28 protein-coding genes and 1 pseudogene are annotated in these 26560 nt (G+C 53.6%); 8 read left to right on the top strand and 21 right to left on the bottom strand.

The window, feature by feature from the left end; all coding sequences use genetic code 11:
- Positions 1-27 precede the first annotated feature (27 nt).
- The 4 genes from AC16KF_RS09295 to sufC all read right to left on the bottom strand — a co-directional run bounded on the left by AC16KF_RS09295 (position 28) and on the right by sufC (position 4269).
- The gene (locus AC16KF_RS09295) at positions 28-576 is read right to left on the bottom strand and encodes a hypothetical protein (RefSeq protein WP_484037031.1); all 549 of its coding nucleotides are present in this window, start codon (positions 574-576) and stop codon (positions 28-30) included.
- 15 nt (positions 577-591) lie between these two features.
- Positions 592-1932: a Fe-S cluster assembly protein SufD gene (gene sufD, locus AC16KF_RS09290; protein WP_484037030.1), complete on the bottom strand. Its 1341-nt coding sequence runs from the start codon at positions 1930-1932 to the stop codon at positions 592-594.
- A 66-nt stretch (positions 1933-1998) separates the two neighbouring features.
- Positions 1999-3408: a Fe-S cluster assembly protein SufB gene (gene sufB / locus AC16KF_RS09285; RefSeq protein ID WP_484037029.1), complete on the bottom strand. Its 1410-nt coding sequence runs from the start codon at positions 3406-3408 to the stop codon at positions 1999-2001.
- Positions 3409-3495: 87 nt separating this feature from the next.
- Positions 3496-4269, bottom strand: coding sequence for a Fe-S cluster assembly ATPase SufC (sufC, locus tag AC16KF_RS09280; RefSeq protein WP_484037028.1), 774 nt, complete (start codon positions 4267-4269; stop codon positions 3496-3498).
- Positions 4270-4458: 189 nt separating this feature from the next.
- Here sufC and AC16KF_RS09275 point away from each other — a divergent pair, with 189 nt between their 5' ends.
- Complete coding sequence (locus AC16KF_RS09275) at positions 4459-5079, top strand: helix-turn-helix transcriptional regulator (protein ID WP_484037027.1); 621 nt, start codon at positions 4459-4461, stop codon at positions 5077-5079.
- A gap of 55 nt (positions 5080-5134) precedes the next feature.
- A complete protein-coding gene (locus AC16KF_RS09270; RefSeq protein WP_484037026.1) occupies positions 5135-5482 on the top strand; it encodes a metal-sulfur cluster assembly factor in 348 nt (115 codons plus the stop codon).
- Positions 5483-5697: 215 nt separating this feature from the next.
- Here the strand turns inward: AC16KF_RS09270 and AC16KF_RS09265 are convergent, their stop codons facing one another.
- Positions 5698-6369 carry a peptidylprolyl isomerase gene (locus AC16KF_RS09265; protein ID WP_484037025.1) on the bottom strand — a complete coding sequence of 224 codons (672 nt, stop codon included), beginning with the start codon at positions 6367-6369 and terminating at the stop codon, positions 5698-5700.
- A 202-nt stretch (positions 6370-6571) separates the two neighbouring features.
- Between AC16KF_RS09265 and AC16KF_RS09260 the strand changes: the two genes are divergently transcribed.
- The 3 genes from AC16KF_RS09260 (at position 6572) to AC16KF_RS09250 (ending at position 8883) form a co-directional block, all read left to right on the top strand.
- Positions 6572-7390, top strand: a complete 819-nt coding sequence (locus tag AC16KF_RS09260) for a YwiC-like family protein (RefSeq protein ID WP_484037024.1) — start codon at positions 6572-6574, stop codon at positions 7388-7390.
- Between the two features lie 105 nt (positions 7391-7495).
- Positions 7496-7735 (top strand): putative signal transducing protein, encoded by a 240-nt coding sequence (locus tag AC16KF_RS09255; protein WP_484037023.1) that lies wholly within the window; start codon positions 7496-7498, stop codon positions 7733-7735.
- Entirely contained in the window at positions 7732-8883 is a 1152-nt protein-coding gene (locus AC16KF_RS09250; RefSeq protein ID WP_484037022.1) for an acyl-CoA dehydrogenase family protein, read from the top strand. The genes AC16KF_RS09255 and AC16KF_RS09250 overlap by 4 nt, the downstream gene beginning before the upstream one ends.
- A 94-nt stretch (positions 8884-8977) precedes the next feature.
- Here the strand turns inward: AC16KF_RS09250 and AC16KF_RS09245 are convergent, their stop codons facing one another.
- Positions 8978-9997, bottom strand: coding sequence for a hypothetical protein (locus tag AC16KF_RS09245; RefSeq protein ID WP_484037021.1), 1020 nt, complete (start codon positions 9995-9997; stop codon positions 8978-8980).
- A 163-nt stretch (positions 9998-10160) separates the two neighbouring features.
- On the opposite strand from AC16KF_RS09245, the gene AC16KF_RS09240 reads away from it, so the two are divergent.
- The 3 genes from AC16KF_RS09240 to folK all read left to right on the top strand — a co-directional run bounded on the left by AC16KF_RS09240 (position 10161) and on the right by folK (position 11786).
- On the top strand, positions 10161-10889 hold the full coding sequence (locus AC16KF_RS09240) for an SDR family oxidoreductase (protein WP_484037020.1): 729 nt from the start codon (positions 10161-10163) through the stop codon (positions 10887-10889).
- A gap of 68 nt (positions 10890-10957) precedes the next feature.
- A complete protein-coding gene (folB, locus tag AC16KF_RS09235) occupies positions 10958-11314 on the top strand; it encodes a dihydroneopterin aldolase (RefSeq protein WP_484037019.1) in 357 nt (118 codons plus the stop codon).
- Positions 11307-11786: a 2-amino-4-hydroxy-6-hydroxymethyldihydropteridine diphosphokinase gene (folK, locus tag AC16KF_RS09230; RefSeq protein ID WP_484037018.1), complete on the top strand. Its 480-nt coding sequence runs from the start codon at positions 11307-11309 to the stop codon at positions 11784-11786. Before folB ends, folK begins: the two co-directional genes overlap by 8 nt.
- Before the next feature lie 39 nt (positions 11787-11825).
- Here the strand turns inward: folK and folE are convergent, their stop codons facing one another.
- The 15 genes and pseudogenes from folE to AC16KF_RS09155 all read right to left on the bottom strand — a co-directional run bounded on the left by folE (position 11826) and on the right by AC16KF_RS09155 (position 26329).
- Positions 11826-12446 (bottom strand): GTP cyclohydrolase I FolE, encoded by a 621-nt coding sequence (folE, locus tag AC16KF_RS09225; RefSeq protein ID WP_484037017.1) that lies wholly within the window; start codon positions 12444-12446, stop codon positions 11826-11828.
- A 167-nt stretch (positions 12447-12613) separates the two neighbouring features.
- On the bottom strand, positions 12614-13183 hold the full coding sequence (gene hpf, locus AC16KF_RS09220) for a ribosome hibernation-promoting factor, HPF/YfiA family (protein WP_484037016.1): 570 nt from the start codon (positions 13181-13183) through the stop codon (positions 12614-12616).
- A gap of 47 nt (positions 13184-13230) precedes the next feature.
- Positions 13231-13740, bottom strand: coding sequence for a ComF family protein (locus AC16KF_RS09215; RefSeq protein WP_484037051.1), 510 nt, complete (start codon positions 13738-13740; stop codon positions 13231-13233).
- A 36-nt stretch (positions 13741-13776) separates the two neighbouring features.
- Positions 13777-13911: pseudogene (locus AC16KF_RS09210) on the bottom strand (double zinc ribbon domain-containing protein); the annotation flags it as partial.
- Between the two features lie 66 nt (positions 13912-13977).
- Positions 13978-14919: a type II secretion system F family protein gene (locus tag AC16KF_RS09205; RefSeq protein ID WP_484037015.1), complete on the bottom strand. Its 942-nt coding sequence runs from the start codon at positions 14917-14919 to the stop codon at positions 13978-13980.
- A 1-nt stretch (position 14920) separates the two neighbouring features.
- A complete protein-coding gene (locus AC16KF_RS09200; protein WP_484037014.1) occupies positions 14921-15889 on the bottom strand; it encodes a type II secretion system F family protein in 969 nt (322 codons plus the stop codon).
- Between the two features lie 27 nt (positions 15890-15916).
- Entirely contained in the window at positions 15917-17329 is a 1413-nt protein-coding gene (locus AC16KF_RS09195; protein ID WP_484037013.1) for a TadA family conjugal transfer-associated ATPase, read from the bottom strand.
- A gap of 23 nt (positions 17330-17352) precedes the next feature.
- Entirely contained in the window at positions 17353-18594 is a 1242-nt protein-coding gene (locus tag AC16KF_RS09190; protein ID WP_484037012.1) for a CpaE/TadZ family protein, read from the bottom strand.
- Positions 18595-18635: 41 nt separating this feature from the next.
- Positions 18636-19691, bottom strand: a complete 1056-nt coding sequence (locus tag AC16KF_RS09185; RefSeq protein ID WP_484037011.1) for a CpaB family protein — start codon at positions 19689-19691, stop codon at positions 18636-18638.
- A 157-nt stretch (positions 19692-19848) separates the two neighbouring features.
- Positions 19849-19998 carry a Flp family type IVb pilin gene (locus AC16KF_RS09180; protein ID WP_484035248.1) on the bottom strand — a complete coding sequence of 50 codons (150 nt, stop codon included), beginning with the start codon at positions 19996-19998 and terminating at the stop codon, positions 19849-19851.
- A gap of 144 nt (positions 19999-20142) precedes the next feature.
- Positions 20143-21174: a sensor histidine kinase gene (locus tag AC16KF_RS09175; protein ID WP_484037010.1), complete on the bottom strand. Its 1032-nt coding sequence runs from the start codon at positions 21172-21174 to the stop codon at positions 20143-20145.
- A 3-nt stretch (positions 21175-21177) separates the two neighbouring features.
- Positions 21178-21879, bottom strand: a complete 702-nt coding sequence (locus tag AC16KF_RS09170) for a response regulator (protein WP_484037009.1) — start codon at positions 21877-21879, stop codon at positions 21178-21180.
- Between the two features lie 193 nt (positions 21880-22072).
- A complete protein-coding gene (locus tag AC16KF_RS09165; RefSeq protein WP_484037008.1) occupies positions 22073-23545 on the bottom strand; it encodes a hypothetical protein in 1473 nt (490 codons plus the stop codon).
- Positions 23508-25067: a hypothetical protein gene (locus AC16KF_RS09160; RefSeq protein WP_484037007.1), complete on the bottom strand. Its 1560-nt coding sequence runs from the start codon at positions 25065-25067 to the stop codon at positions 23508-23510. The genes AC16KF_RS09165 and AC16KF_RS09160 overlap by 38 nt, the downstream gene beginning before the upstream one ends.
- Positions 25064-26329, bottom strand: a complete 1266-nt coding sequence (locus AC16KF_RS09155; protein WP_484037006.1) for a hypothetical protein — start codon at positions 26327-26329, stop codon at positions 25064-25066. The genes AC16KF_RS09160 and AC16KF_RS09155 overlap by 4 nt, the downstream gene beginning before the upstream one ends.
- Positions 26330-26560 lie beyond the last annotated feature (231 nt).

Here is a 26560-nt window from a genome sequence, read left to right as displayed (position 1 = left end):
TATTTGTCTACGTATATACGTGAATTCCTAATAATCTGGAATAAATTTTTCTTCGCGCTTCGCCGATTTCTTGCCCGGCACCGGTCGCATGTGTTCGGAGGTCAGCGGATACCACAGGATGCGGTCGGGAACCATCCAGCCGTCGGTGAGATACACGTTGGAGCGGAACTGCACCGCGACGAGTTTGTTGTCCACCTGCACCACAACGCCCTGGATCCAGCCGCGAATTCGCTCGCGATTCTTTTCGTGGTCGCAAAACACTTCCACCTTATCGCCCACTTGAAAGTTATGCGCCAAACCGGGCGGCTTCATATAATTGTATTGAGGCAAGCGCAGTCCCTTCGACAATCGCCGTCCGTCACGCGATAAGATGTCTGGAGATGCAACCTTGTTCACCACGCGCACTTTCGTAGAGGTTGACGCCTTCGGTTTCGCAGACAAGTTTTTCGCGCGAGACAAAACAATCGATTTTGGCTTAATAATCGCCACTGTCGCTTTTTTCTCAGCAACCGCCTTCTTCTTTAACTTTGGCTGGGTTTTCGATCTTGCAACTGTTTTTGTTTTCAACTTTGTCATGGTTTTCTGGTTTCCTTATGCCATTTTATCCGCTATATACTGCTGAAACCGCTCCCGCACGCCTTCGAACGGGATGCGCTGGAAGATCGGGTCGAAGAATCCCTCGACGACAATTTTCTCCGCTTCGTTTTGCGGGATGCCGCGCGACTTCAAATAGAATAACGGCTCGGCTTCCAGCTTGCCAACGGTCGCGCCGTGCGTACAGCGCACATCGTCGGCGAGAATTTCCAAGCCGGGGATCGAGTCGGCGCGCGCCCCTTCGCTCAACACGAGATTGCGATTCGCTTGATAGCCGTCGGTCTTTTGCGCGCCGGGCGCCACGTAGATCATGCCCTGCCACACCGAGCGGCTCTTGCCTTTGAGCGCGCCCTTGAACAGCAGGTCGCTGGTGGTGTGCGGCGCGAAATGATTCTGTTGCGTGTCGTGATCGAGATGCTGGTTGCCATCGGTAAAATAAAAACCCGACATGCGTCCCTGCGCGCCTTCGCCAGCCAGATCGAGTTCGGAGAAATTTTTTGTAAGGCGCGAACCGATCGCGCCGAAGATCCAATCGAGATTGCCGCCGCGTTCGACGCGCGCGCGCTCGTGACTGAAATTCCACACGTGACGTCCCCACGATTGCAGTTCGACAAATTTGAACGTGGCATCTTGCATCACCTGGATTTCGACGATTCCCGCGTGCAGTGAATTTGATCCAGTTTCGTCGGGCGACGCCGCCTCGTGGACATACGTCACGGACGCGCCTTCGTCCACAAGGACGAGGATGTGCGAGATGTGAGCCAAGTCTGCGCCGGGACCCCACAACACGGAGTGAAGCGGTTCGTCCACGGTCACGCCTTTGGGGACGTACAACACAACTCCGTTTTGCGCGAACGCGCCAGCCAACGCGGAAAATTTCCCTTCCTCAACGTTGACGGTCTTGCCGAACATTTTCGCAAGCAGTTCAGGATGTTTTTCTTCCGCAGTTTTCAAGTCAGTGAAAATGACGCCCTTCTTTGCGATCTTTTCATCCAACTCGATCTTTGAGCCGCCGGGCAACAAAACGATCTGTCCGCCGTGTTGATCGGCAACCAGAGGACGAAGCAGATCTTCGCGGACGGGAGGCAAATCGTCGAACGCGCCATCCTTCGGCAGGACGAATTTATCGGCGGGGAGCGCGTGAATATCCGTGCGGCGCCATGCCTCTTCGGTCGTTAGGGGGAGAGAATGTTTCCTAAAGGCGGACCAGGCTGAGGTCCGATAAGAAGCGACTGCCCCTTGTCCCATGCGAATATCAGATTCGGCGAATGCAAAATCCTTCGCGGCAGAATCCGCGCGTCTAGTTTTTGAAATTACTACTTTTGGTTTTTCTTGCATGTGAATTCCTCAAGTCGAAAGTCAAAGGTCGAAGGTCTGGCTTTTGACTTTCGACCTTAGACTAATTTATCCGATCGACCCTTCCATCTGCAATGCGATGAGGCGGTTCATTTCGACGGCGTATTCCATCGGCAGTTCTTTGACGAGCGGCTCGATGAAACCAGAGACGACCATGGTGGTGGCTTCTTCCTCGCTGAGACCGCGCGACATGAGATAGAAGAGCTGCTCCTCGCCCACTTTGCTGACCGAGGCTTCGTGACCGATGGTCACATCGTCTTCGTCAATTTCAATGTATGGATACGTGTCGGAGCGCGATTTGGGATCGAGCAGAAGCGCGTCGCACACCACGTTCGATTTGACGCCCTTCGCGCCTTTGTGCACTTTGAGCAGACCGCGATACGAAGCGCGTCCGCCAGACTTTGAAATTGATTTGGATGTCACCTTGCTGGAGGTGTTCGGCGCGAAGTGAACCATCTTCGAACCCGCGTCCTGCGTTTGACCGGGACCTGCGAACGCCATCGAAAGCATTTCGCCATGCGCGCCCGGTTCCATGAGGTAGCATGAGGGATATTTCATCGTGACCTTCGAGCCGATGTTGGCATCCACCCATTCATGCGTGGCGTCAGCGAAGACCTTGGCGCGTTGGGTCACAAGGTTGTACACATTCGTTGACCAGTTTTGCACGGTCGAATAGCGCGAGCGCGCGCCTTGTTTGACGATGATCTCGATCACGCCGGAGTGGAAGGAATCGGTGGTGTACTGGGGCGCTGTGCAACCCTCAACGTAATGCACCGACGCCCCTTCGTCCACAATGATGAGCGTGCGTTCGAACTGTCCGACGTTCGCCGTGTTCAAACGGAAATATGCCTGCAACGGCAGATCCACTTTGACGCCTTTCGGCACGTAGACGAACGATCCGCCCGACCAGACCGCGCTGTTCAACGCGGCAAACTTGTTATCTTCAATTGGAATCACTGTCCCGAAATATTCACGGAACAGATCGGGATATTGCTTCAAGCCGTCTTCGATCGAAAGGAAGATGACGCCTTGCTTTTCGAGATGTTCCTGAATCGAGTGATAAACCATCTCCGATTCGTATTGCGCGCCGACGCCCGCTAAAAATTTCCGCTCCGCTTCGGGGATGCCCAGTTTGTCGAACGTCCGCTTAATGTCATCGGGAACATCGTCCCATGATTTTTCGCTCTTCTCCGTCGGCTTGACGTAGTAGTAGATATTATCGAGGTCCAACTCTGCGAGAGTCGGTCCCCAGTTCGGCATGGGACGCTTCATGAAATGTTCGAGCGCTTTCAAGCGGAAGTCGAGCATCCATTGCGGCTCTTGCTTCATACGCGAAATGTTTTCCACCACGGCGCGGGAGAGTCCGCGTTCCGATTTGAACACGTAATTATCGTCGCGGTCGTGGAAGCCGTATTTATATTGTCCAATATCTTCAAGCAGTTGCGCATCTTCAGACATAGTATCTCCAATTTGTCAGCCACAGAGAGCACAGAGACTCTGAGAAAAGATTTAAAACTCATCTTTCTCAGTGGGCTCTGTGGCTAATTATGCGGCGACTTCTTCGTGTTTCTCGCGCACCCAATCGTAACCTTGCTCTTCAAGATGCAACGCGAGGTCGGGTCCGCCCGATTCGACGATACGCCCGTCCAGCATGATGTGGACGAAGTGCGGTTTGATGTAATTCAGCAAACGTTGATAGTGTGTGATGACCAGCACGCCGAGTTCGGATCCGCTCAGGGCGTTGACTCCCTCCGCCACGATGCGCAGAGCATCGATGTCCAGACCCGAATCGGTTTCATCCAAAATGGCGATCACGGGCTTCAAGGTTGCCATCTGCAAAATTTCGGCGCGTTTCTTTTCTCCGCCCGAGAAGCCGTCGTTGAGGTAGCGGCCCGCAAAATTCTGATCCATTTTCAACATGGACATTTTTTCTTTGAGCAGTTTGCGGAACTCGGGAATCGGCATGCCCTTGTCTTCGGGATTCTCCGCGCGTCGGCGGGCATTGATGGCTGTCCGCAAAAAGTTGGCGACGGTGACGCCGGGGATGGCAACCGGATACTGGAACGCGAGGAAGATTCCGAGGCGCGAGCGCTCATCGGGTTCGAGTTCCAAAACGTTCTGCCCTTTGAAAATGATTTCGCCTTGTGTGACGGTGTAATTGGGATGCCCCATCAATGTGTATGCCAATGTGGACTTCCCCGTTCCGTTCGGTCCCATAATGGCGTGGATCTCGCCCTGGTTGACAGTGAGCGAAAGCCCTTTGAGAATTTCCTTGTCTTCGATGCTCACGTGCAGATTCTTGATTTCGAGTTGCGACATGCGTGATTTGCTCCTGAGATGATTCACTGTCCCGCGGGTTTCTGTTGAAAAAATGACCCTGCCACATACCTGCGGGGCGCTTATAGTGCCGGTCGGCGGCATTATAGCAGGGCTGGAGCGAAAAGTCAATATTTATGATATTTTTCTAGTATATTGACAATACAAAAGCAGACGGTTATACTCCGCCACATGAAAAGCACGAAGGACAAGATTCTCCAAACCTTACTTCGCAAGCCGAAGATCACGATCAACGAGATTGCGGAGGCTGTGGGCATCAACGCTATTTCCGTGCGCCATCATCTGTCGAATCTTGAAAAGGAAGGGCTCATTACCGCTGAAGAAGAGCGTCACGGCGTAGGGCGCCCGCGTCTGATGTATTCACTCACCGAAGATGGCATGGAGCGCTTCCCCACCAAATACCTGCGCTTGACAACCAAATTACTGGCGCAGATGAAAGAATCCATGCCGGCGCCAACCGTGGCAAAATTATTCAGCCAGGTTGCGGAAGGAATGGCAAGCGATTATTCAGAGCAGGTGAAAGGCATGAGCATGGAAGCCCGGCTGGAGTTTCTAAAAGAGACGCTCGCCCAGGAAGGCTTTACTGTGGAATGGGAGAAGAAGGGTAAGGAATACCAGATCCACGAAATTTCATGCCCTTATTATCAGATTGGCATTGCCCATCCGGAAGTGTGCGCGGTAGACCAGACCTTGATCTCAAAAATGCTTGCCCTGCCCGCCCAAAAGGTACAATGTGTGTTGGACGGCGGCCCGCATTGCACGTATGTGGTGAATGTAGGCAGTAAAAATTAACTTCAAAAACCTCGCAAGTCTCGAAGACCTGTGAGGTCTACAACAACGAGGAAATATGACCGAAGAAACCGTCAACGAAATCCAATGGACGATCCACCAGACTAATCCTGAGCTAGTTCAACCTGCCCGCGCGAGCCTCTCCGAGGTGATCGACCCGGAGATCGGGATGCACATCATCCAACTGGGATTGGTGCGCGACATTTCCATCGAAAACGGCGTTGCCCACGTGAAAATGATCCTTACCACCCCGTTCTGCCCGTACGGTCCCGCCATGATCGAAATGACCAAAGCCAAAGCCATGGAAGGACTCAACATGCCTGTCACCATCGAAATGGGCATGGACATGTGGGACTTCTCGATGATGGAAGATCCCTCCGCGTTGGACTGGGGAATGTACGCGTAGTTCGCTCGTCTGGTAGTCAAGTTGTCATTTCTCTACCGTACATGAAAGCTTTTTACCGCAAAGCACGCTAAGGTCGCCAAGTTAAAAAGGTTTTCTTTGCGTTCTTTGCGGGTGTCGCATGGCGCCATGGCGACACTTAGCCGTGCAAATGTATGGTAGAAAGGTTGTTATAAAAAGACGCCGTCCGTAAGGGCGGCGTCTTTTCTCTTCACCTTTCATTTCTCAGTGATCGTAATCGTCTCGATCACATCGGCAGGGACGCCGGAACCCGGCTCCGTGCGCGTAATACCGTTGACCACATCCATGCCCTCGATCACTTGCCCAAAAATCGTATGCAAACCGTTCAGCCATTCGGCTGGTCCGAATGTGATAAAAAACTGACTACCGTTCGTGTTCGGACCCGAATTCGCCATGGCGAGCAGTCCGGCCTTGTCAAACACAAGATCGTCGCGGATCTCATCCTCGAAAGAATAGCCGGGATCGCCTGTCCCATCCCCGAACGGGTCGCCGCCCTGCGCCATGAAGCCGTCGATCACGCGATGGAACGTCAAGCCGTTATAAAAACCTTCACGGGCGAGGAATACAAAATTATTCACGGTCACTGGCGCTTTGTCTGCAAAGAGCTCAGCCACAAACTCGCCGCCATTTTGCATCTTGAACGCGGCAAAATACTTTGCGGATGGGTCAATGGTCATTTCGGGAGGCGACGCATATTGCATGATCTGAACCCGCTCCGCCTGTTGCGTCGGACGGTTTCGCACAAAAACAAAAACCAACCCCACAACCACCAGAAAAACGATCGCAAGACCGACCCGTTGAACGGTCTGCTCCGATTGTTTTGCCTGCAACGCTCTTTCGCGCTCGTCGATCTTCTTCTTGTTTGCCATATCTGCTTTTCTCCTAATTCCTGTCGGGATATTTGAAGTGGCGAAACAAGTGTGCAAAAACCATCTTTGCCACAGAGAACACCGAGACCGCAGTGAAAAACTCAAATTCTCTGTGGACTCTGTGACTGTACACACCCAAATAACCACTCCCGGGATATTTCCGACGATTCTAGCATACTCATTACCGAATATAATGGGAACCATGCAACCATACGCCTTCAAAAAACATATCACCATACCTCAAGATCACGGCTCGTGGGTCTTCATCCTCAGCCCATTACTGATCGGCATCTTTGCCGGGAACACCTTCAACTACGGCTCCTTCAACCTGATCGTCGCGGCAATGGCGGCGTTCATGCTCCGCCAGCCCACAACCGTGCTGGTTAAAATTCTCGCGGCTCGCCGCCCGGATAGCGAACTACCCGTTGCGCGGTTCTGGCTCGCCCTCTATTCAGCCATCGCCCTGGTATCGGTCATCGCCCTCGTCCTTGAAGGTTTCTACTTCATCCTGTATCTGGCGGTTCCGGGCGCGTTCGTCTTTGGCTGGCATTTATGGCTGGTGCGCAATCGCGATGAAAGAAAACAGGTCGGCGTCGAGATTATCGCCACAGGCGTGCTATCGCTAACCGCGCCCGCCGCCTATTGGATCGGTGTCGGACGATACGACCCCGCAGGCTGGTGGTTATGGATCCTTGTGTGGTTTCAATCCGCGGCAAGCATTATCCACGCCTACATGCGACTCGACCAACGCGTCTTGAAAGCGATGCCCACTCGCAACGAATCGTGGAAGATGGGATTCCGCGCCGCGCTCTACACCACCTTCAACCTCGCTTCCACCCTGACGTTAGGCTTGCTCGGCTTTCTCCCCAGCCTTCTCTTCCTCCCCTACCTCTTACAATGGAGCGAGACCATCTGGGGAATCTTTTTCCCCGCCGTGGGATGGAAACCCACCCGCATCGGCGTTCGCCAGTTGATCGTTTCCATTTTGTGGACAGTATTGTTTATTCTTGTGTGGAGGTGATGTGACCCGCGCTTTCATACCCGGAACGCGGTTTTTTCCGCGCGATTTGCCGAATACGCCGAACTCGTCAGGAAGATGCTCATGCGTCAACGGAGATGAACTTAGATGAGCCAATCAAACCTGGAATTGCTCGCTGAAATTCAAGGTCGCTGGCAGGCGGATATCATTAAAGGATACCTTGCCCTGCATGGGATCGATGCCCACCTCGCGCAGGAGGCGATCGGTCAACTGATTCCCACAAACTTGGACATCTTTGGACGCGTGGAAATTTTTGTGGCAAACGAAGATCTGGACACTGCCCGAACTTTAATGGAAACTTATTTTGATAACATGGAGGCGAAATGAATTTCGATTTGACCGAGGAACAGACGCTCTGGCGCAAGACCGTTCATGAGTTTGTGGCGAAGGAAGTGCAACCCAAAGCCCAGGAAGTGGACGCGACCAGTGAATTCAACTGGGAGGCAACGCGCAAGATGGGTCCGCTGGGGTTGCTGGGGTTGAACATTCCCGAAGCGTACGGCGGCGCGGGCGTGGATTCGATCAGCGCGGCGATCGCACTGGAGGAATTGGGTTGGGGGTGTGGATCAACCGCACTGGCGATTGCGGCGCATAACGGTCTCGGCACAACTCCGATCGTGCTGTTCGGAAGCGAATTGATGAAATCAAAATGGCTGGCTCTCGTATCCAGCGGAAAAAATAAGCTCGCCGCGTTGTCGCTCACCGAACCGGGCGCGGGCTCCGATCTACAGGGAGGCGTGATCACGAAAGCCGTCAAAGATGGGAACGAGTGGGTGATCAACGGCGCGAAGATGTGGTGCACGAACGCGTCCATCGCTGAGTACATCGTCACGCTCGTCCGCACGGATGCGAAAGGCGGCTCGCGTTCGTTGAGTCAAATTTTGGTGCCGACGAGTTCGCCGGGGTTGAAGATCGGTCGCGCCGAGAAAAAGATGGGACTGCGCGGCTCCCCCACCCATGCCGTGACGTATGAAGATGTGCGCGTGCCGCTCGATCATTTGGTGGGCGAAGAAGGCAAGGGATTGCAACAAACGTTGTCGATACTCGATGGCGGGCGCGTGGGCATTGCGGCAATTTCAATTGGGCTGGCGCAAGCCGCGTTCGAGTATGCGGTCAGTTACGCCCGCGAACGCAAAGCCTTTGGCAAGCCCATCGCCGAGCAACAAGCCATCCAATGGATGCTGGCAGATGCGGCGACCGAGATCGAACTCGCCCGCACAATGTTGTACAAAGCCGCATGGCTCAAAGAGCAGGGACGCAACTTCAACAAGGAAGCCGCCATGGCAAAGATGTTTGCCACTGAAATGGCGGAACGCGTCTGCCGTAATGCGATCCAAATTCACGGCGGCTACGGCTACTCGAGCGAATATCCCGTTGAAAGAATTTATCGAGACGCGAGGTTGATGACGATCGGCGAGGGGACGAGCGAGATTCAACGGTTAGTGATCGCGCGGCATGTGTTGGCGAGCGAATAGACAGAGAGACGGTCACAAGCGACCGTCTCTCTGTCTATATGGGCATGGTTGATATAAGGCGAATACTGTCGCGTCAAGAACTTCCCAGTAGCGCCTATGCGCCGTTCCTCGCCGCAATGGGACCCAGATACGACTCCAGCAACGCGTCCATCTGCTCCAGCGACTCGCACACGAACAGCATCGGGTTGAAGGCGTAGACCGTCTTCGGGATGCGGGCGATGGTCTCGATGTCGAACGGCGCGATGATGACCTCGCCGCCGAAGATACCCTCCTGCTCGATGCCCAAACTCTGATACAGCGACAACACCACGTTCCAGCCTGCGTCGGCGGAGGACATCTGTCCCTTTTGGTGGAGCGCGTTCACCCCGTCTATGATGCGGAACAATTTATTCTTGTTCGCCATAAACTGGTGATGCACCTGCTTGTACACATCGTGAGTAAAGTCAATCACGTTATCGCGCCCGAGGCGGTAGAACTCCATGATGGTGCGCGTCAACTCTTTGCGACCTGAGATGATCCCCGCGCCGAAGACCTTGAAGCGGTTATCCTGCACGACGAGTCCGAACTCCGTGCTGTACCACGCCAGACGTTTGATCACCTCGCGCTCTTCTTGAGTCGCTTTCATGTAGGCAGGCGCAAATTTATCTTCGATGCGCGCATAAAACTCCTGCGTCAAGAACGGCAGATGCCCAAAGATGTCATGGAACATATCTGGCTCAGGCGTAAATTCCATTTGGTCGCGCGTGCGCAAATAATCGGTGATGAGGAACACGCGGTTGGCAAATTTTTTATACCAATCGTCCGCCATCGTGTAACGCACCACCGTCCGCTCGATGCGCCAGCCCGAACGCGGCGTGATGTTCCCATTCAAATGCGCCACCGTCGAAATGCCGCGCGGGTCGAGTTGCAGAAATCCCATCCCCTTCTTCCATTCGTCGCAGATATGCTCAACAAGATACGGCTGATGCACGCCCGCGTATAAGTCCGCCCAAATGGCGTGCTGCTCGGCGGAAAAACTGATCTCCTGATTTTCGCTCGAATATTCTTTGGTTGGGTCAACGTGTTGTTCGGCAATATCCCCCGTGTAAACTGTTGAGGTTTGATTGGTAGCCATTGGTTCACCTTTCTTGATCGATGAAGGAGTCGGCTTGCGACGAAAATATATCACCGCCAAACATGAGCGTCAAGTTTCGCCCGTACCGCAAAGTTCACTTTGCGCGTTCTTGATGCAGTACAACTCCTCAAGATCGTAGTCAATCTGGATTACAATCTCTCTCATGCCCGATCAGCCTCTCAAAAATAAAACCGTCCTCATCACTGGCGCGGCTCGCCGCCTCGGGCGGATGTTCGCACTGGCGTGCGCGCAAGCGGGCGCGGATGTCGTCATCCATCACGCGCACTCGCAAGCGGATGCTGAATCGTTACGCGACGAAATCACGCGACTCGGTGGACGCGCGTGGATTGTTCAAGCGGACTTAAACGATTCAACTCAGACGGGCGACCTGATTCGGCTTGTCAACGAATCCACGCCTCTGCATTTTCTCGTCAACAGCGCCGCGATCTTCGAGTCACTCACGTTCGATTCAACCACGCTGGATGATTGGAACCGTCACCTCGCCCTCAACCTCACCGCGCCTTTCCTCCTCAGCCAAGCCTTCGCCCGTCAAGCAGACGAAGGCGCGCGCATCGTCAACATCCTCGACTGGCGCGCCCTCCGCCCCGCCGCCGACCACTTCCCCTACACCGTGAGCAAATCCGCGCTCGCGGCGATGACCAAGTCCATGGCGGTTGCCCTCGCGCCGAAGATCACGGTCAATGGACTTGCGCTCGGCGCCATCATCCCTCCCGCCGATGGAAACGCCTCGCCCGACATCACGAAAAATATCCCCATGAAACGCTGGGCAAAAGAAAATGAAGTGGAACAAGCCTTGCTGTTCCTGCTCACCTCCCCCACGTTCATCACAGGCGAGATCATTCATGTGGATGGCGGAAGACATTTGGTATAGTCGTAGTGGCGACTTCAGTCGCCCACGCAGAACGACTAAAGTCGTTACTACATTCAAAGGAAATCCCCATGGACAAAGTCATCATCAAAAACCTGCTCGCCCGCGGCATCATCGGCGTCAACGACTGGGAACGCAGCCGCGCCCAAAATATCTTGATCAACCTCACCCTCTTCACCGACACGCATCGCGCGGCGGAGACCGATCACATCAACGATTGCGCGGATTACAGCAAGATGTCGAAGAAAGTGATGGCGCACGCCGAAAGCGTACAGCGTCTCACCGTGGAAGCGCTCGCCAACGATCTGGCGAAGCTCTGCCTTGAGGATGCGAACGTGCAAAAAGTCATCGTCCGCGTGGAGAAGCCAGGCGCGGTGCGCTTTGCCGAATCGGTGGGCGTGGAGATCGAACGTAGCCGCGATGAATGAACTCCACCTCGCGTATTTGAGTCTGGGGTCGAATATCGAGCCTGAGGTCAACTTGCCGAAGGCGGTGAAATTATTATCAAAACGCGGGGAGGTCGAAAAAATTTCAAGCACGTGGGAGACAGAACCCGTCGGCGGCGAGGGTGGAAATTATTTGAACGCGTGTTTGTCCTACAAAACAACACTCGCGCATGATGAATTGAAGACCACGATTCTTCATCTCATCGAATCAAGCCTTGGACGCAAACGCACGCAAGACAAAAATGCGCCTCGAACCATTGACATTGACATCGTCTTGTTCGACGACGAGATCGTCGGCGGACGCTGGCTCTCGCAATTGTTCGTCGTTGTGCCGCTGGCAGAAATTTATCCCGACTTTCAAAACCCCACCTCTCATGAAAGCATCGCAGAAACAGCGACGCGCCTCCGCCGTGAATTTTGGACGGAGACGCGTCGGGATGTGTTGCTAGGCTGACGAGGGCGAACCAGCCCGCCCTGCGAACGAAGCGCGGCGTCAGAACTGAATCGGTTTTGCTCCGCGGCTGATGTTATCCAAAAATTCCTGCCGCGTCGCCAGGCTCGCGCGGAACGATCCGTGCATCGCGGAAGTCGTCATGCGCGCGTCGTGCTTCTTCACGCCGCGCATCATCGCGCACAAGTGCATCGCTTCGACGACGACCGCCACGCCTTGCGGCTCAAGCGTTTTTTGGATGAAGTCCGCGATCTGGCGCGTCATGCGTTCTTGAATTTGCAAACGACGCGCGTACATATCCACGATGCGCGGAATTTTCGACAAGCCGATCACTTTGCCCTTGGGGATGTACGCGACGTGCGCGCGGCCGATGAACGGCAGCATGTGATGCTCGCATAAACTGTAAAATTCGATGTCGCGCACGATGACCATTTCGTCGTAGGCGATGTTGAACAACGCGCCGTTGATGATTCGCTCAGGCTCGGCCGTGTAGCCGCTCAACAATTCGGTATACATCCGCGCCACGCGGTCGGGCGTGTTTTTCAATCCTTCGCGTTCGGGGTCCTCGCCCACCGCTTCGATCAACTCGCGGATGATGCGGCTAATGGTTTCTATGTTAATCTTGCTTTCGCTTGCTTCGTTCGATTCCTCGTCAGACTCCATGCTCGCTCCTTGAACATTCAGCCCGACAATGTTTGCCGGGCTGATGATTTTTTTCTTTCGTCAGGACTTACGCAGTTGGCGGGCAGTTCGATTTGCCAAGCAAATCGTGCCGCCGCCGCAGTGCAACTACGGCAAAACAGGTTCAACTGCGTACGTCCTATTTCGTTTTACCCGACGATCGGTTCGATCAACCCATACGACCCGTTCCGCCTTCGATACAACACTTGGATCGAATTCTTCTCGGCGTTGAAAAAGATGAAAAAGTTGTTATGCCCCAGCAGGCGCATTTGTTCAACGGCTTCATCTTCATTCATCGGCATGATGATGAACTTCTTGCGCTTCGCGATCAACGGCAGGAGTTCGCCGGTCTCGTCCACCGGCATCTCTTCTTCCTCCACCACCTCCGCCGCCGAACGCCCATCGCCGCGACCGCGATGACGCTTCCCTTTGTACCGTTCGATCTGCCTCTGCATTTTATCCAACGCCGTATCGAACGCGAGATGCAGATCGTCCGCTCGCTCCTCCGTTCGCAGCAGAAATCCTTTTCCGCGCACGGTCATTTGCGCCACTTGCCGGTCGCTCGCCTGCCGCGCGTTCTTCTCGTGCGACAACTCGATGTAAACTTCTTCTATATCTTGAAGGAGCCGCTCAAGTTTGGCGGTCTTCTTTTCAACATACTCGCGGGTGTTATCGGTCAAACGCATGTTTCGAGCCTGAACATCGATCTTGCTTGTCATGACAGACCTCCTGAAATTATTTTATCAATCACGCATATGCGCGATTGTCAAACGCGATTCAGATCGTGATGTGAAAGCGCCCGCGCGATCGTGATGGCGTAAATCTCTGATGCGCCCGCAGACAGCAACGCGTCGGCACAGGCGGAGATGGTGGAACCGGTCGTCGCCACATCGTCCATCAACAGGACGGACTTCCGCTTCACCTCCGACGGGTCAGCCTGATACGCCGCGCGGACGTTTTCTCGCCGTTCAGCCGCCGTCAAGCCAACCTGCGTGCGCGTCTCGCGGACCTTTCTCACTCCATGCGGCGCGTACGAAATCCCAAGTTCATACGCGAGAGGCTTCGCAACGAGCGCAACTTGATTATATCCTCGCTCTTTCAAACGAGCCTTCCCCAACGGAATCGGGATCAACATATCCACATTCCAGTTCAACTGCTGGGCAAATTCCGCCATGTCTACCGCGATCGCATCCGCAAGCCCAATGTTGCGGCGATACTTGATGGTATGCAACGCGTTCTGCACCGGCGAATCAAAAACCGCCCAAGAACGCATCATTCGATACGCGGGCGGGTTTACTTTGCATTTCTCGCATCGTTCAGCCCCTTTCGTTGGTATTCCGCATTTCTCACAGAACGGTTTGCCGATTTTCGGCGCGCGCTTCCTACAATCAGCGCACCAGCGCGAACCGGGTTTTCCGCATCCGCCGCACACGGGCGGGAAGAGCAAATCCAACCCGCTCCAGGTCCATCGGTACAAGCGATACGACCACGGAATGTTTTTCAAAGCAGTAGATCACAAAGTTGCGTAAATATTAAGCGCCGCCGGAGTGAGAATAATGATCATAATGGACGGGAAGATCAACAACGCCATGGGGACGATCATCTTTACTGGCGCCTTATGAGCCGCTTCTTCCGCAATCTGGCGTCGCTTGACGCGCATTTGATCCGATTGAATTCTCAAAACGCGCGCCATGCTCACGCCCAACATTTCGCTTTGAATGATCGCCGCCACAAAACTCGATACTTCGGGGATTCCCAGACGGTCTCCCATCGCTTTCAAGGCTTCGCGGCGGGTCTTGCCCAACTGCACTTCGCGAATGGTCCGCGCAAATGCCAAAGAAAGTTCATTCTCCCATTTCTCGGTCACTTTTGCCATGGCGGCGTCAAAACCCAAGCCAGCCTCTACGCAGATCGTCAACAAATCCAAGGCGTCGGGCATTGCCCTGCGCACTTCAGATTGCCGCTGGGTGATTCGGCGCGTCAAGATGAGATGCGGCAGAAAAAACCCTCCAAAGAGCGCGCCGCCGATATATAAAAAGTTGTTACTTGCTTGTGGCGCGGGATTCAAAGCCACCGTTGTAATCATGAATCCGCCCAACAAAACGGCGAGGATAAATCGAATTGCCAAAAACGTGGGCGCATCCACGGGCCAGGGGTTACCCGCCAATTCAAGATTACGGGCAGTATCTTGAATCATCTTTTGGGGCGTAAAGCGGGCTGAAAATTCGCCCAACCTCCTCACCGCCGGGATGAGCACCCGTTCGCTGAAGTTCTGAGAAAGCTCAATCTCCTCAAGAGACGCCACTTCGCCCCGCTGAATGAATTCCGAAAGCCGCTCCTGCAACGGATCGTCCGCTTCGCCTTGCGCGGCCGCGTTCGCCCGGATGCTGAAGACCACCACGGCAATAATGACCAGGACAACAACACCGCCGAAGATCAATAATCCAGCGCTCACATCACACCTCGATATCCGCGATCTTCATCATGATGAAATAGCCCAGCGCGATCATGCCGACAATGACTGCCACAGCCACAATTCCGCAGAGCGGTTGGGGTATTCCTCCGCGATCGTCAAAAAATCCTGCCAGATAGTCCGGGCTTACGAACCAAAGCGCCACGCTTAGAAACACCGGGATGAGAGACAAAACAGTTCCAGAGGTGCGCACGGAAGCGGTCAACACGCGAATTTCGCCTTTGATCCGCACGCGTTCCCGGATGGTGAAGGAAATCGTATCGAGGATTTCGGATAGGTTACCGCCAACTTCACGCTGAACATTGATCGCCGTGATCACGAAATCAAGGTCGTCGCTGGGAATGCGGCGAAGCATATTGTCAAGCGCCTTCTCCTGCGGGATACCGATCTGTATCTCCTGGACCAATCTCCTGAACTCATCGGAAATCGGCGCGGGAAGTTCCCGACTCACCGCTTCCATGGCTTGCATCGTGGAATACCCCGCCCGTAAGCCGTTTACCATCAGGTTCAGCATATCAGAAAGTTGATCGTTGAACTTGTAAAGCCGCTGAGTTTGTTGTCGTTTGACGTACAACCGCGGCAGGAAGAACCCGATCACACCGCCGATCACAGCGGAGATCCAGATCGGTTGGAGGAGAAAGCCAATCGCGCCCAAGGCCGCTACCGAAATAAAGATCAAAGCGTAATATTCAGATACTTTAAACTTGAGATCGGCGCGCGCCAACTCGCGGGCAACCCGGTCGCCCCAGGAAGATTTCGCAACCCGTCGGTTTAACCATTCACTGACGACAGCGCCTCGCGAGGATTCTTCCACTCGAGGCTTGTCATCTTCAAGGAATTGACCCAGGCGCTCCTCTACCAACGACCGGTCACTGATCACAGTAATGACTGCGCCAACAATGAGGAGGACCAGGAGGAGGATGCCCCCCCCAAGCAATATGACGGGATTCATTGATCACATACCTGCAAAATCGACCTGCTAATATCGTCGCCTTTCGCCAATACCAAAAATCGATGGGGGCAAATTAATACCCGACGCCTCGATCTTATCCATAAACTTGGGACGCAGACCCGTCGGGCGCAATCGTCCAACGATTTGGCCGTTCTCGATCCCGGTTTGTTCGAACACAAAGATATCGGTCATGGTAATCACATCGCCTTCCATGCCGCTGACTTCGGTGATGTTGGTCACTTTTCTTGTTCCATCGCGCATGCGCTCCTGATGGCAAATTACATCCACCGCAGAGGCAATCTGTTCACGGATGGCGCGAGCAGGGAGTTCCATACCAGCCATTAGCGTCATGGTTTCGAGGCGCGAAAGAGTATCTCGCGGACTATTTGAGTGAAGGGTGGTCATCGACCCATCATGACCTGTATTCATCGCCTGAAGCATATCTAATGCCGCCTCATCGCGGATCTCGCCCACCACAATACGGTCGGGGCGCATACGCAACGCATTGATCACCAACTGTCGGATTGTGATTTCACCGCGTCCTTCAATATTGGGCGGCTTGGATTCAAGCGTAACCACGTGTTCCTGACGAAGCTGCAACTCTGCGGCGTTTTCAATCGTCAAGATTCGTTCATCCACAGGGATAAAACTGGATAACACATTTAGCAATGTTGTCTTTCCAGAGCCTGTGCCGCCGGAAATTACCACGTTCAATCTCGATTCCACACACGCTTTCAAGAACTGCACGCCTTCAGCCGATAGCGATCCATACGTGATGAGTTGATCCACGGTAATTGGGTTCTTGGAAAATTTACGGATCGTCAGGACAGGTCCAACGAGCGAGATTGGGGGAATCACTGCGTTCACACGGGAGCCGTCCGGCAAACGGGCGTCGACATATGGGCTTGATTCGTCGATGCGCCTTCCCAGAGGCGCCACAATACGGTCGATGATGCGCATGACATGATCGTTGTTCTCAAAAGTGACCGGCACGCGATGAATCTTACCTTTACGCTCAATATAGAGATTTTTCGCGCCGTTCACCATCACTTCCGTAATGGTCTCATCCTCCAGTAAGGGTTGTAACGGACCAAAACCAAGGATTTCCGCCGTGATCTGCTCAAACAAACGGGCTTTTTCAGGCCGTGACAGAACGATGTTTTCTTCCGCCAAGATTTGTTCGAAGAGATCCTGGATCGTTTTGCGAACATCATCGGTCCGCGAGATATCCATGGTAGGATCGAGTTCGGATAGTAGTTTATTCTGTACGCGGGTTTTCAGGTCGAAGTATGTGCCAGCCTGCGGCGATGTGATGGGCGCGTTTACGCGCCTTGCCTGCAAGGATGCAAGTTTTGAACCATCCCCTCCCTGATTGCCGGAGGATTGTCCGCCGCCGGACGACCCCGTCTGTCCTTGTTCAATTCTTTTCAATAGAGACATATATATCTCCTATAACTCTTTGCTTATCGCCTGGCAACCCGGCCCGGTTCACCGTCAGACTCGAGTTCGGCAACACGCGCCCGGACGTTTTCAGCCAAAGAAAGAATTCCTCGGGATGCAGGCTGATTTCTGGCTTCCAAAATAAACGGGACGCCGCGATTCACCGCCTTTGTTACAACTTGTTCGTCCAGCGGGATGATCGTCGCAACAGGTTGTTTTAGGTTGTCAGCCACCCGGTCCGGCGTGATATTAATCCGTTTGTCAAAGCGGTTCATCACAAAAATGATCCGGTCGCGATCGACGCCCATGGTTTGCAGAAGATCTAAAAATAAACGACAATTCTTGATCGAAGGAATATCCTGGGAAGTGACAAGAATGATGATATCGCTAATATCAAGAATGGAAAGGACGTTGTCGGTCAGGTAGGGTGATGTATCAACCACCACATAGGGGTAAAGTTTTTGCAGATATTCGAGCACCTTAGACAACTGCTCGCCAGTCACCTTTTCGGCGTATTCAGGGCGGCTGGGTGCGGCAAGGATGTGCAACCCCGATGCCGCATGTTTCACCATGACTTCCTCAACGATCTCCGGGTCGAGTTCTTCGGCTCGCGGCGCCAGATCGGCAATGGTATTCTTACCTTGTTCATTGACAAAGACAGCGACGTCGCCAAATTGAAGATTCGCATCCACCAACGCGGCGCGAGTGTCTTCATTATTTAGGGTCAGGGCAAGATTCACGGCAATGGTAGTGCAACCGACACCGCCTTTAGGGCTGTAAATCGTTACAATTTTCCCCTTCGTGCCATACGAATAACTAGTCCCAGCCATCGATCCCATGGCAGGCGCCACTTGGACCTGGGCGGCCTTCGCTTTTTCGCTCAGCGCCATTGCGCCAGCCCGACGAATCGCAGAGATCAGCTCGTCCCCCATGGGAGGTTTTGTGAGAAAATCACGCGCCCCGGCAAGCATAGCCCGCCGCATATAATTTTGATCGTTCTGAACCGAGAGGATGACCACCTGCACGGCAGGTTGTTTGGCTCGAATGGCTTCCGTCGCGGCTATTCCATCCATATCCGGCATGTTGATATCCATCAAAACAACATCCGGCTGCGATTCTAAGGATGTTTGAATTGCCTCCTTGCCGGTTCTCGCAACGCCAACAACCTCAACGTCAGATTCAAACTGAAGGAGTTTCCGAACATTCTCTCGTGTTTCGGAAATATCGTCAACGATCAAGACTTTAATTTTGTCGCCTGGTGCCATGAAGGATCAGCCTCTACTGATTGATGATCAACAATTCTCGATTAAGGCTCTGCCGGTACGGTGTCATTCGGTAACACCGGCGGGGTCAAGATATCAACTCGTGGACCGGTGGTATAGGGAAGTTTGGAAGGCAGGGAAATTCCGTACTTCGTCAACAAGTTGGTCAGAGTTGCCGCTTGTGTTTCGATGCGGGAAGTGTCATTCGGGTTGCGCAAGGTCATGGTAATGAGCGCCCCGTTATACATCAGGTAATTCAAATAGATCGAATCCTGAGGGTCAACCATGATGGTAATAATATCCGGCGCCGCTTGAGCCTGGGCTTGAGCAGGAGATGGAGTGGCGTTCGGATCCGCCGAGGGAGCCGCCAACGTGAAATTGCCAAGCTTCATCACAACCTTATCCTGCAAGATCATTTGACACACCATGCGAGGGCGTTGCGCTTCGGATGGAATCACATAAAACGGCTGTTGAAATGTGGGGTCAAGTTCCACCCGCCCCTGAGTTGATAGCTCGCCGCCAGACACAACGGCGGCAGACAGGACCGGCAAGGCATTGGGAGGAAACCCCGTTCCGGTAACGACTGATGTGCGATTGGGCAAAATGGTCTGATAGGCTGGGTCAATATCAATAAATAGTAAACAGGCATTGACGTTGACGTGGGCTCCATCATTGATCCCGTAGCCGGCTGTGGCGAGACGGCTCGTTGGAATCGTGATCGCCACCATGCCCGTCGGGATTTGAACCGCCCAAGCGGGACCGGAAATTTCCACCGGTTTCGATCCAACCATAGACGAGGTAATCACAACGCCTTGCTCCAAGGTGAACCGAGCGGTCTGACCCACCAAATTCGCCTCTTCGCCTGCGGTAAACATAACTTCTGCAACATTTGCCGAGGGAATGGAAAATTTGCCAAGCAAATCTGCCGTAATTTCAGCGCCTTGGGGAATGTTCTGGGCGGCATAGTAGATTTCAGTTACCGCCGTTTGGGTCGCTTGCTGCTGTGTGGCAGGGGCGAGCAAATTAAGGGCAACGAACAAGACTCCCAGCCCCACTACAAGAATTAATACAACGAAGATTAGTAATCGTCCGCGACGCATATTTCAGATCTCCTCTCTTGACTGTTCATCCGTCAAGCTGGTATGTCCATCTTTCCTGTGATTATACAGCATAAACAAGAGGCGATAATGGCAAATTAGTAAAAAAGTAGGACTCTGCCAATGGCAGAGTCCTACTTTTTGACAGGTCAGAGTGGGGTTACGGCAGGGAGTTGTTGATGCTGGAGAAGGTATTGCCGATCTTGGGTCCGAGCAACGTCATGACCGCAATCACAACGATCGCCACAAGAGCAATGATGATGGCATACTCAACCAAACCTTGACCTTTTTCTTTGGGTGCAAATAACATGATGAAATCTCCTTTTGATCTGAAATATTTACCTGAGGCATTCCTCAGTGTTGTTTCTATTGTATTCAGCCTTGGCTAAAAATCAAGATGGAGAGGATGAGAATCGCTTACAATCCTGTTATCTTCACCTAACGACTTTGAAACTTACGATCGCGCCGAAACCGCAAAAGAAACGCGCGCGCCTTTGCCCGGGGAACTGTCGATTTCGAAATTTCCACCCAACATCTCAGCCCGCTCGCGTATCAGTTTCAACCCAAGACTATTATTCTGGAGCGCGCTGTCGGGGTCAAACCCTTTACCATTATCGTCAATACTGACGCGGATTCGATCCTCTCCCAAATCTGTCAGCACTTTCACCTGGGTAGCCTGCCCATGCCGAGCCGAGTTCCCGAGCAGTTCTTGAATTGCGCGGAATAACATAACTTCGAGATAGGGTTGCAGGCGACGTTCATTACCGGTCACGGTGATGGTTATATCAATGCCTGTCTGTTCTCTGTAAGCGTCGGCATAACGACGGAGCGTGGGGACCAGCCCCAAGTCGTCCAACATCATCGGGCGCAACTCAAAGATGAAATTCCTCACCTTCTGGAAGGTGCCCATCGCGGACGATTTCAAATTATTCAATTCATCGCGAGCTTGGTTTGTATCCACATCCATCAGGCGCATTGCGATCTCGGTCTGGAGGATGAAATTCGAGAGCGCTTGCGCGGGTCCGTCGTGTATTTGGCGCGATAAACGCTGGCGTTCGGTTTCCTGCGCATTGACCAGCATTTCGACGCTTGCCATGGGTCCTTTGGATGCCGACCCGGGCGAAGCAGTGACCGCTCCGCCGCCTGCGGTCATTGCGCTTGCCCGTTCAAGCGCAGATTTGAACCGTTCGAGGTGGGTTTTTTCACTTTGGAGTTTTTCCAACTGCCCTCGCATCACAAACAGCCGTTGCTGGGCGTCCAGGGCGGAATCGTAGGCGTTTCGGATTTCCTGCTGGGGCATTTTATCCAATTGGTTCTGGACCTGTTGCAAGTGAGTGGTAATTGCCGCATTCCGCTGGGAAAGTTTGGAGACTTCAACCTGACTTTGCTCGATCATCAAGGTAATCTCACGCAACGCGCGGACTGTTTCGTCAAGTTCAGTTTGAATGTCCAATTCGCCGGCGGGCGATTCCATTTCCACAGACATACATTACTCCTGGGTTTTCTCTTGGTCGAATTGTAACTTAACCCAACCGCGCTTGAGGGCATAGACAACGGCCTGGGTGCGGTCTTCAACGCCGAATTTGCGAAGGATCGAGGTGACATGGTTTTTCACAGTCTGGTGGCTGATCCCCAACATGCCGGCAATTTCCTTGTTGCTCATGCCGCGCACAACACAACTGAGGACTTCCATTTCACGGTCCGATAAAGGATGAAATGGCGCGCCAGGCTCACTGTAGGATCGACGCGTGCCTTCCATCTGTTCGTCGATCCAGTGGTCAAGTTCGCGCCGGTTGAACACATTTCCGCCAACCGCGTACCTCCCCTCGGAAACGGCTCGAATCGTTCGCGCTAACACATCGGGTTCAATATCCTTTGCGCAATATCCAGCCGCGCCTGCGATCATTGCATGGATTGCCTGTTCGACATCGTCATAGCCGGTCAGCAAAACAACACGGGTCGGGATGCGATCGGATGACACGTGATGCGTAACTTGTTGACCATTCAAGCCGGGCATGTTCACATCGAGGATCGCCACATTGGGCTTCAACGACCGAATTTGATCAAGCGCGTCATTCCCATCTGAGGCTTGAGACAAAATCCGAAAATCCCGTTCCAGAGATAACGCATCCACCACCCCCTGCCGAAATAACGGGTGGTCGTCTGCAACGATCAGAGTGATTTCATTCATAATTCAATCCCATGTTTAACTGTGCGCCGGAGTATAGCACAGGTGGAACATGGGGGCAATTTGGCGAGTTTGCGCTTGCATTTCAATATCGTTTTAGCATTCATGATTTCCATTTTAAGACCTGAACCTGTTGCGCCGTAGTTGCACTGCGGCGGCAGTACAACTGCCCGCCAACTGCGTAAGTCCTGATTCATTATTTCCATTTTAAGACCAGCATGTGTTCATCGGGGTTTGTAGAGGATAAAGCCCCGCCCGCAACATGGATGATTTCCCGGTTTGCGAGTAGCGCATGATAAAAACCTGGGGGCGCAATCAGGTAATCAACCGACCGCTCGTTGAGATACTCTACCAGCCTAGCTTCATCGCGGATAAACGGGATCACTTCCGGATCAACCAACCCGGCAAGGTCAACAAGCGGATTTGAGACAAAATATCCCATCGCGCCGATATCATGAACGGCGAGGGTGTCGTCGGGTGGGATATTTTGTTTCACCCATTCGGCAGTGGCGACCATTTCACTTTCCACCCAGAGCACATCATCCGCATTTTGCAACCCGCCCAGGATGAAAAACAATACCGAGAACACCGCGACCAGAGTCGTCCACAGAAATTTCAGGCGCAGATTCGATGTTGCCCTCAACGCGAACCCAGCCATGCCTAACAATCCCCACAGGTAAAGGATGGGAAAAGCAGGGATGATGTAACGCCCGTGTTGATAGGGAGGCAACCGCAGGAAATAGATCAAGATATATCCAATAAACCAGATCACCCCAGCCAACGCGCCCCAATTTCGATTCCGAATTGCCCCGCCCACCCACCCTACTGCGCCGGGGAACAAAGCAATGAAAGGGCTCGCAAAAATGGGCGCCAAATAATCGACTAGGCGGTCTTTCAGCGGTTGGTCGAGCCAGGCGGCTTGATACTCCGCTTGCTTGGCGTAGAACGTATTTGGCATCGGGTTACCGGACAGCGCAAGATTGAACAACATATACAGAAGGAACAAAACCCCAAAACCGATCAACGCAGAGACAGCCGATCTACCGCGCGAGGACCAATTTTTTTCATTGAAGACAATCGTAAATAAAATCGGACCCAGCAATGTCGCTCCATCGGGACGAACCCACACACTGAGACCGGCAAGCAGACCCAACATAGCATAGCGCTTCGCGCCGCCGCTAAGAGCTGTTAGAACAAGAAAGATCAACAACGCGTGGAGCAGGGTTTCCATCCCGGAGGTTGCCGACCAGGTGAGATGCCAGGCAAACGCAAAAAAGATTCCCACCCAAGGGACGCGAGGCTGATACCCCGTCAGCAATTTTCGCGCGCTGGCTTCGGCTGAAATGGCGAGCAGGGTTAGCATCAACCATCCGAGAAAAAATGTCCAACCATAGGGTGCCAGGCGCAGTACATATCCGATCGAAAGCAGTAGCGTCCAAAGCGGAGAGGTGGAACCGGCAGATTGTTCGCCGAGTCGAAACGCCCACTCACCATGCTCGGCAAAATTTCTCGCATAGGTCAAGTGAATCCACGTGTCGTCAAGCGGAAAGCCGACACGAGCAATCAGAGCGCTGACCAACAAATACAGCCCCACGGCAACAAGCGCCGCGCAGGCGACGATCACGCGCCAATCAAGGGTTGGCTTCGATGAAATAGAGGCGCGCGCCATCGACTTCTCCTACAAAAATAAAATTTGAGTTCCCTTCCGGGATGTCGTATAAATCTTGAATCGCGTCGTACGTGCCACCCTTCTCAAGGACAAGATATCGCGCGTCAAATTTTTCCGCGACGGCAAGAATCGTCGCTTCGTCTCCAAACGGCAACGCGACCGCCGCCCGACCCGATGAGATGAAGTACCCGGGCGGATTACGGACGATCACCACATCCTTCGGGCTGATTCCACTTTCCTGAAATTTTTCCTCCACTTTCGCATACACGGCATCATCCTGCGCCCATCCGTCGGAGATCACGCGAAGATTCACGAGATAGAACGTCATAAACACAGCCAGAAAGATCATCATCCCTTGAAATACAAACGGCGCGTTTTTGTCTTTAAACTGACCACGATCGCGCGCCCACGCAAGGACGGCGTCCAGCCCGACCGGCGCGACAGCCCACCACATCGGCTGGAACGCCGCGCCCGCATGGAAAAAACTTCCGCGCGGACCTGCGAATGGAAAGACGACCGTCATCACAGCAAAAAGGATCAGCCAGCCTATTACCGCGACCTTTGTCCGCAATTCCTTTCGCAGACCCCACAATCCAACAACAATGAAAGGAAGAAGAAATATCTCGCCTTGCGCGCCAAATGCGATACCCAAGTTCGATGCGAGCGCGGCAAGCCGGTCTTGCAATGCCGCGCTCCAGCCTGCTTGCAGGAAGCCATCGCGAGTCAATGCGTCGAGCGGGTAGATGAAGGTTTGGTTGTAATTCTCAAGCCAGAGCAAACGTCCGCCGCCGGGGGCGAGGAACGAGTGAAACAAGGTATAGGTGCGATAATGCCAAAAGCCCATGGTCAGGATGTAGCCGAGGAGGGTGAGCAAGCCGGCAGAAAGTGTAGAGCGGGCTTTCGCAATCACACTTGCCTTCTCCATTCGAAAGAGGGGGATTAACCCCGCAAGACCGAGCCAGAGCAAACCGTCACTGCGCGAAAGAGTCAACAGGCCGGCGAGCGCGCCGAGGGCGAGGGGAATCCATTTTTCGTTACGGGGGGCAAGGAGGAAAAAAGTCGCGCCGAGAATCATAAAGATGGCATAGTTATCAGGGACGGGCATGAACGGCGCGTAGTATAGCGAGAAGATCGAAAGCAAACCTGAAGCCATGGCGAGGCGGGTTTGGCGAGAAATGTCGAAAGCGAGAGCGGCGATGAGGAGGGGCGCGCAGGCTGAAAGGAGGATGAACGGGGCGCGTCCAGCCGCGTAGGTGGTGAGTCCCATGATCCACATCCCCAGCGCAGAGATGATGGACGCCAGCGGCATCCAATATGTGTGCGAGGGATTGGGGAGTCTTTGCGGATCGCTGAGGTAATTCCAAATGTAGGGTTCGGTGAAGCCCTTGCCTTGCGCGAGTTGAATGCCGCCGGCAAAATAGTAATCGGCGTCCATGTAGCCCGGCAGGTTTTGATAGCGCGAGACCGCGATTGGGACAGCCAAGCCAACGAGGAAGAGAATAAGGTAATGACGCCAGTTCATTTGCGTAACCCAACTTGATCGAACCACGTGCGCGGCGAACGGACGGCAAACCAGCGCATCCAGTACAGGGCGAGGATCGCCGCCATGGGCGGAAGGGTCGCGAGTAGATCTTTGTACAGGTATGATGCAAAAACAAACGACGCGTAGTACAAACCGAATGGGATCAGCAAGCCGCTCGCGAACACGATGAAGCCCGCCATGATCGGGCGGCGATTCCAGCGCTCGGATACAAGCAGGAGGATCAAAATAAAAGCGGGTAACAACGTCGCATAGTTGGACGGGAACATCGGAAAGCCAAGCAAGGGCGTTGCGGCAAGCGCGAGGCAAGCGACCCAGGTAATGCGGCGAAAATGCTCCTGTGCCGCGCGAAGCATTTCGATGAACACGATGATCAGCAAAGCGGCAGAAATCGCTCCGCCCATAGGAAACCTCGAAGCGGGGAACCAAAATTCCAACATGGCGTTGAGGTTCAATGCCGCGCCGCGATACCCATCTGATAGCGTCGCGCGAATGTACGGGAGGAACCAGTCTGGCTTCATTAAAAAAGATACCGCGAGCAGAACGAAAAGCGCCATGCCAAACCCGGTCAGCGCCGCCCAGCGTTTATTGGCAACGACCAGGACGATGATGAATAGAAAAAATAACGCGCCGACTTCCCACTGATAGAGGAGAAGGCCAAGCAGTCCGCCGGCGAGTTCATCATTGAAGGAACGGAGCGCGAGCAGGACTGAGATGTAGATGAAGGTGAAGAATATTGCGGGCGACGCGGAGATCAGGGGCAAAAGGCTGTAGTAACCGAATAGCGAAAAAGCAAAAAGGCAGATAAGCGCCCAACGCGAAGCCTGCCATTCGAGCAGGCGCAAGGTAAGCAAAACGGTTCCCACCAATGCGGCTTCGGCGAAGAGCATCCAAATCCCGCGCGCGATCGAAAAATCGCTGAAGACCGCCAACGGCGCGTACAACAACACAATGTAAAACGGATCGTTCAGCACGTATCCATACTCGCTCGCCGATGCGGTTCGCCCATAGACCAATTCCTGCGCGCGCTCGGCAACGGCTGTGCTGTACGGCTCCACACCCTCGAACATAAAGGCGCGCGCGCCATTCCAACGTAAAGACAACCACTCGCCGCCGGGCAGGGACCGCGCGAGGAAGATGTTCAGCGCAAGCAATGCGGCGAGGGCAAGGAAAAACAAAATAAGGAAGCGAATATCATCCCAACTCCATCCTTTGCGCATTTTGCGAATATCTTGAAATGCCATATTCTCTCGAGTGGAACAACCGTGGAACTGCGAAGCCCGCTATGAACGCTAAGAATTCTGAAACTTCGCGATCCTCACGGTCCTGGTTAAAAAATTACGGGTGTCCCGTAATCAACGGGAAAGAGCCTCACCACGAAGGACACAAAGTCTTGCGCTGAGTTCGTCGAAGCGACACAAAGGGGGGAAAAGAGCCTAGATTCCTTGTGTTTTTCCTTTGTGACCGTCGTGTCC

This window comes from Candidatus Defluviilinea gracilis (assembly GCF_057138825.1).
This window is presented reverse-complemented; position numbering and strand designations above follow the sequence as displayed.

Excerpts from the sequence above, each read along its gene's own strand:
- AC16KF_RS09295 (WP_484037031.1), bottom strand. The coding sequence starts at position 576 with ATGACAAAGTTGAAAACAAAAACAGTTGCAAGATCGAAAACCCAGCCA.
- sufD (WP_484037030.1), bottom strand. The coding sequence starts at position 1,932 with ATGCAAGAAAAACCAAAAGTAGTAATTTCAAAAACTAGACGCGCGGAT.
- sufB (WP_484037029.1), bottom strand. The coding sequence starts at position 3,408 with ATGTCTGAAGATGCGCAACTGCTTGAAGATATTGGACAATATAAATAC.
- sufC (WP_484037028.1), bottom strand. The coding sequence starts at position 4,269 with ATGTCGCAACTCGAAATCAAGAATCTGCACGTGAGCATCGAAGACAAG.
- AC16KF_RS09275 (WP_484037027.1), top strand. The coding sequence starts at position 4,459 with ATGAAAAGCACGAAGGACAAGATTCTCCAAACCTTACTTCGCAAGCCG.
- AC16KF_RS09270 (WP_484037026.1), top strand. The coding sequence starts at position 5,135 with ATGACCGAAGAAACCGTCAACGAAATCCAATGGACGATCCACCAGACT.
- AC16KF_RS09265 (WP_484037025.1), bottom strand. The coding sequence starts at position 6,369 with ATGGCAAACAAGAAGAAGATCGACGAGCGCGAAAGAGCGTTGCAGGCA.
- AC16KF_RS09260 (WP_484037024.1), top strand. The coding sequence starts at position 6,572 with ATGCAACCATACGCCTTCAAAAAACATATCACCATACCTCAAGATCAC.
- AC16KF_RS09255 (WP_484037023.1), top strand. The coding sequence starts at position 7,496 with ATGAGCCAATCAAACCTGGAATTGCTCGCTGAAATTCAAGGTCGCTGG.
- AC16KF_RS09250 (WP_484037022.1), top strand. The coding sequence starts at position 7,732 with ATGAATTTCGATTTGACCGAGGAACAGACGCTCTGGCGCAAGACCGTT.
- AC16KF_RS09245 (WP_484037021.1), bottom strand. The coding sequence starts at position 9,997 with ATGGCTACCAATCAAACCTCAACAGTTTACACGGGGGATATTGCCGAA.
- AC16KF_RS09240 (WP_484037020.1), top strand. The coding sequence starts at position 10,161 with ATGCCCGATCAGCCTCTCAAAAATAAAACCGTCCTCATCACTGGCGCG.
- folB (WP_484037019.1), top strand. The coding sequence starts at position 10,958 with ATGGACAAAGTCATCATCAAAAACCTGCTCGCCCGCGGCATCATCGGC.
- folK (WP_484037018.1), top strand. The coding sequence starts at position 11,307 with ATGAATGAACTCCACCTCGCGTATTTGAGTCTGGGGTCGAATATCGAG.
- folE (WP_484037017.1), bottom strand. The coding sequence starts at position 12,446 with ATGGAGTCTGACGAGGAATCGAACGAAGCAAGCGAAAGCAAGATTAAC.
- hpf (WP_484037016.1), bottom strand. The coding sequence starts at position 13,183 with ATGACAAGCAAGATCGATGTTCAGGCTCGAAACATGCGTTTGACCGAT.
- AC16KF_RS09215 (WP_484037051.1), bottom strand. The coding sequence starts at position 13,740 with ATGATGCGTTCTTGGGCGGTTTTTGATTCGCCGGTGCAGAACGCGTTG.
- AC16KF_RS09200 (WP_484037014.1), bottom strand. The coding sequence starts at position 15,889 with ATGAATCCCGTCATATTGCTTGGGGGGGGCATCCTCCTCCTGGTCCTC.
- AC16KF_RS09195 (WP_484037013.1), bottom strand. The coding sequence starts at position 17,329 with ATGTCTCTATTGAAAAGAATTGAACAAGGACAGACGGGGTCGTCCGGC.
- AC16KF_RS09190 (WP_484037012.1), bottom strand. The coding sequence starts at position 18,594 with ATGGCACCAGGCGACAAAATTAAAGTCTTGATCGTTGACGATATTTCC.
- AC16KF_RS09185 (WP_484037011.1), bottom strand. The coding sequence starts at position 19,691 with ATGCGTCGCGGACGATTACTAATCTTCGTTGTATTAATTCTTGTAGTG.
- AC16KF_RS09180 (WP_484035248.1), bottom strand. The coding sequence starts at position 19,998 with ATGTTATTTGCACCCAAAGAAAAAGGTCAAGGTTTGGTTGAGTATGCC.
- AC16KF_RS09175 (WP_484037010.1), bottom strand. The coding sequence starts at position 21,174 with ATGTCTGTGGAAATGGAATCGCCCGCCGGCGAATTGGACATTCAAACT.
- AC16KF_RS09170 (WP_484037009.1), bottom strand. The coding sequence starts at position 21,879 with ATGAATGAAATCACTCTGATCGTTGCAGACGACCACCCGTTATTTCGG.
- AC16KF_RS09165 (WP_484037008.1), bottom strand. The coding sequence starts at position 23,545 with ATGGCGCGCGCCTCTATTTCATCGAAGCCAACCCTTGATTGGCGCGTG.
- AC16KF_RS09160 (WP_484037007.1), bottom strand. The coding sequence starts at position 25,067 with ATGAACTGGCGTCATTACCTTATTCTCTTCCTCGTTGGCTTGGCTGTC.
- AC16KF_RS09155 (WP_484037006.1), bottom strand. The coding sequence starts at position 26,329 with ATGGCATTTCAAGATATTCGCAAAATGCGCAAAGGATGGAGTTGGGAT.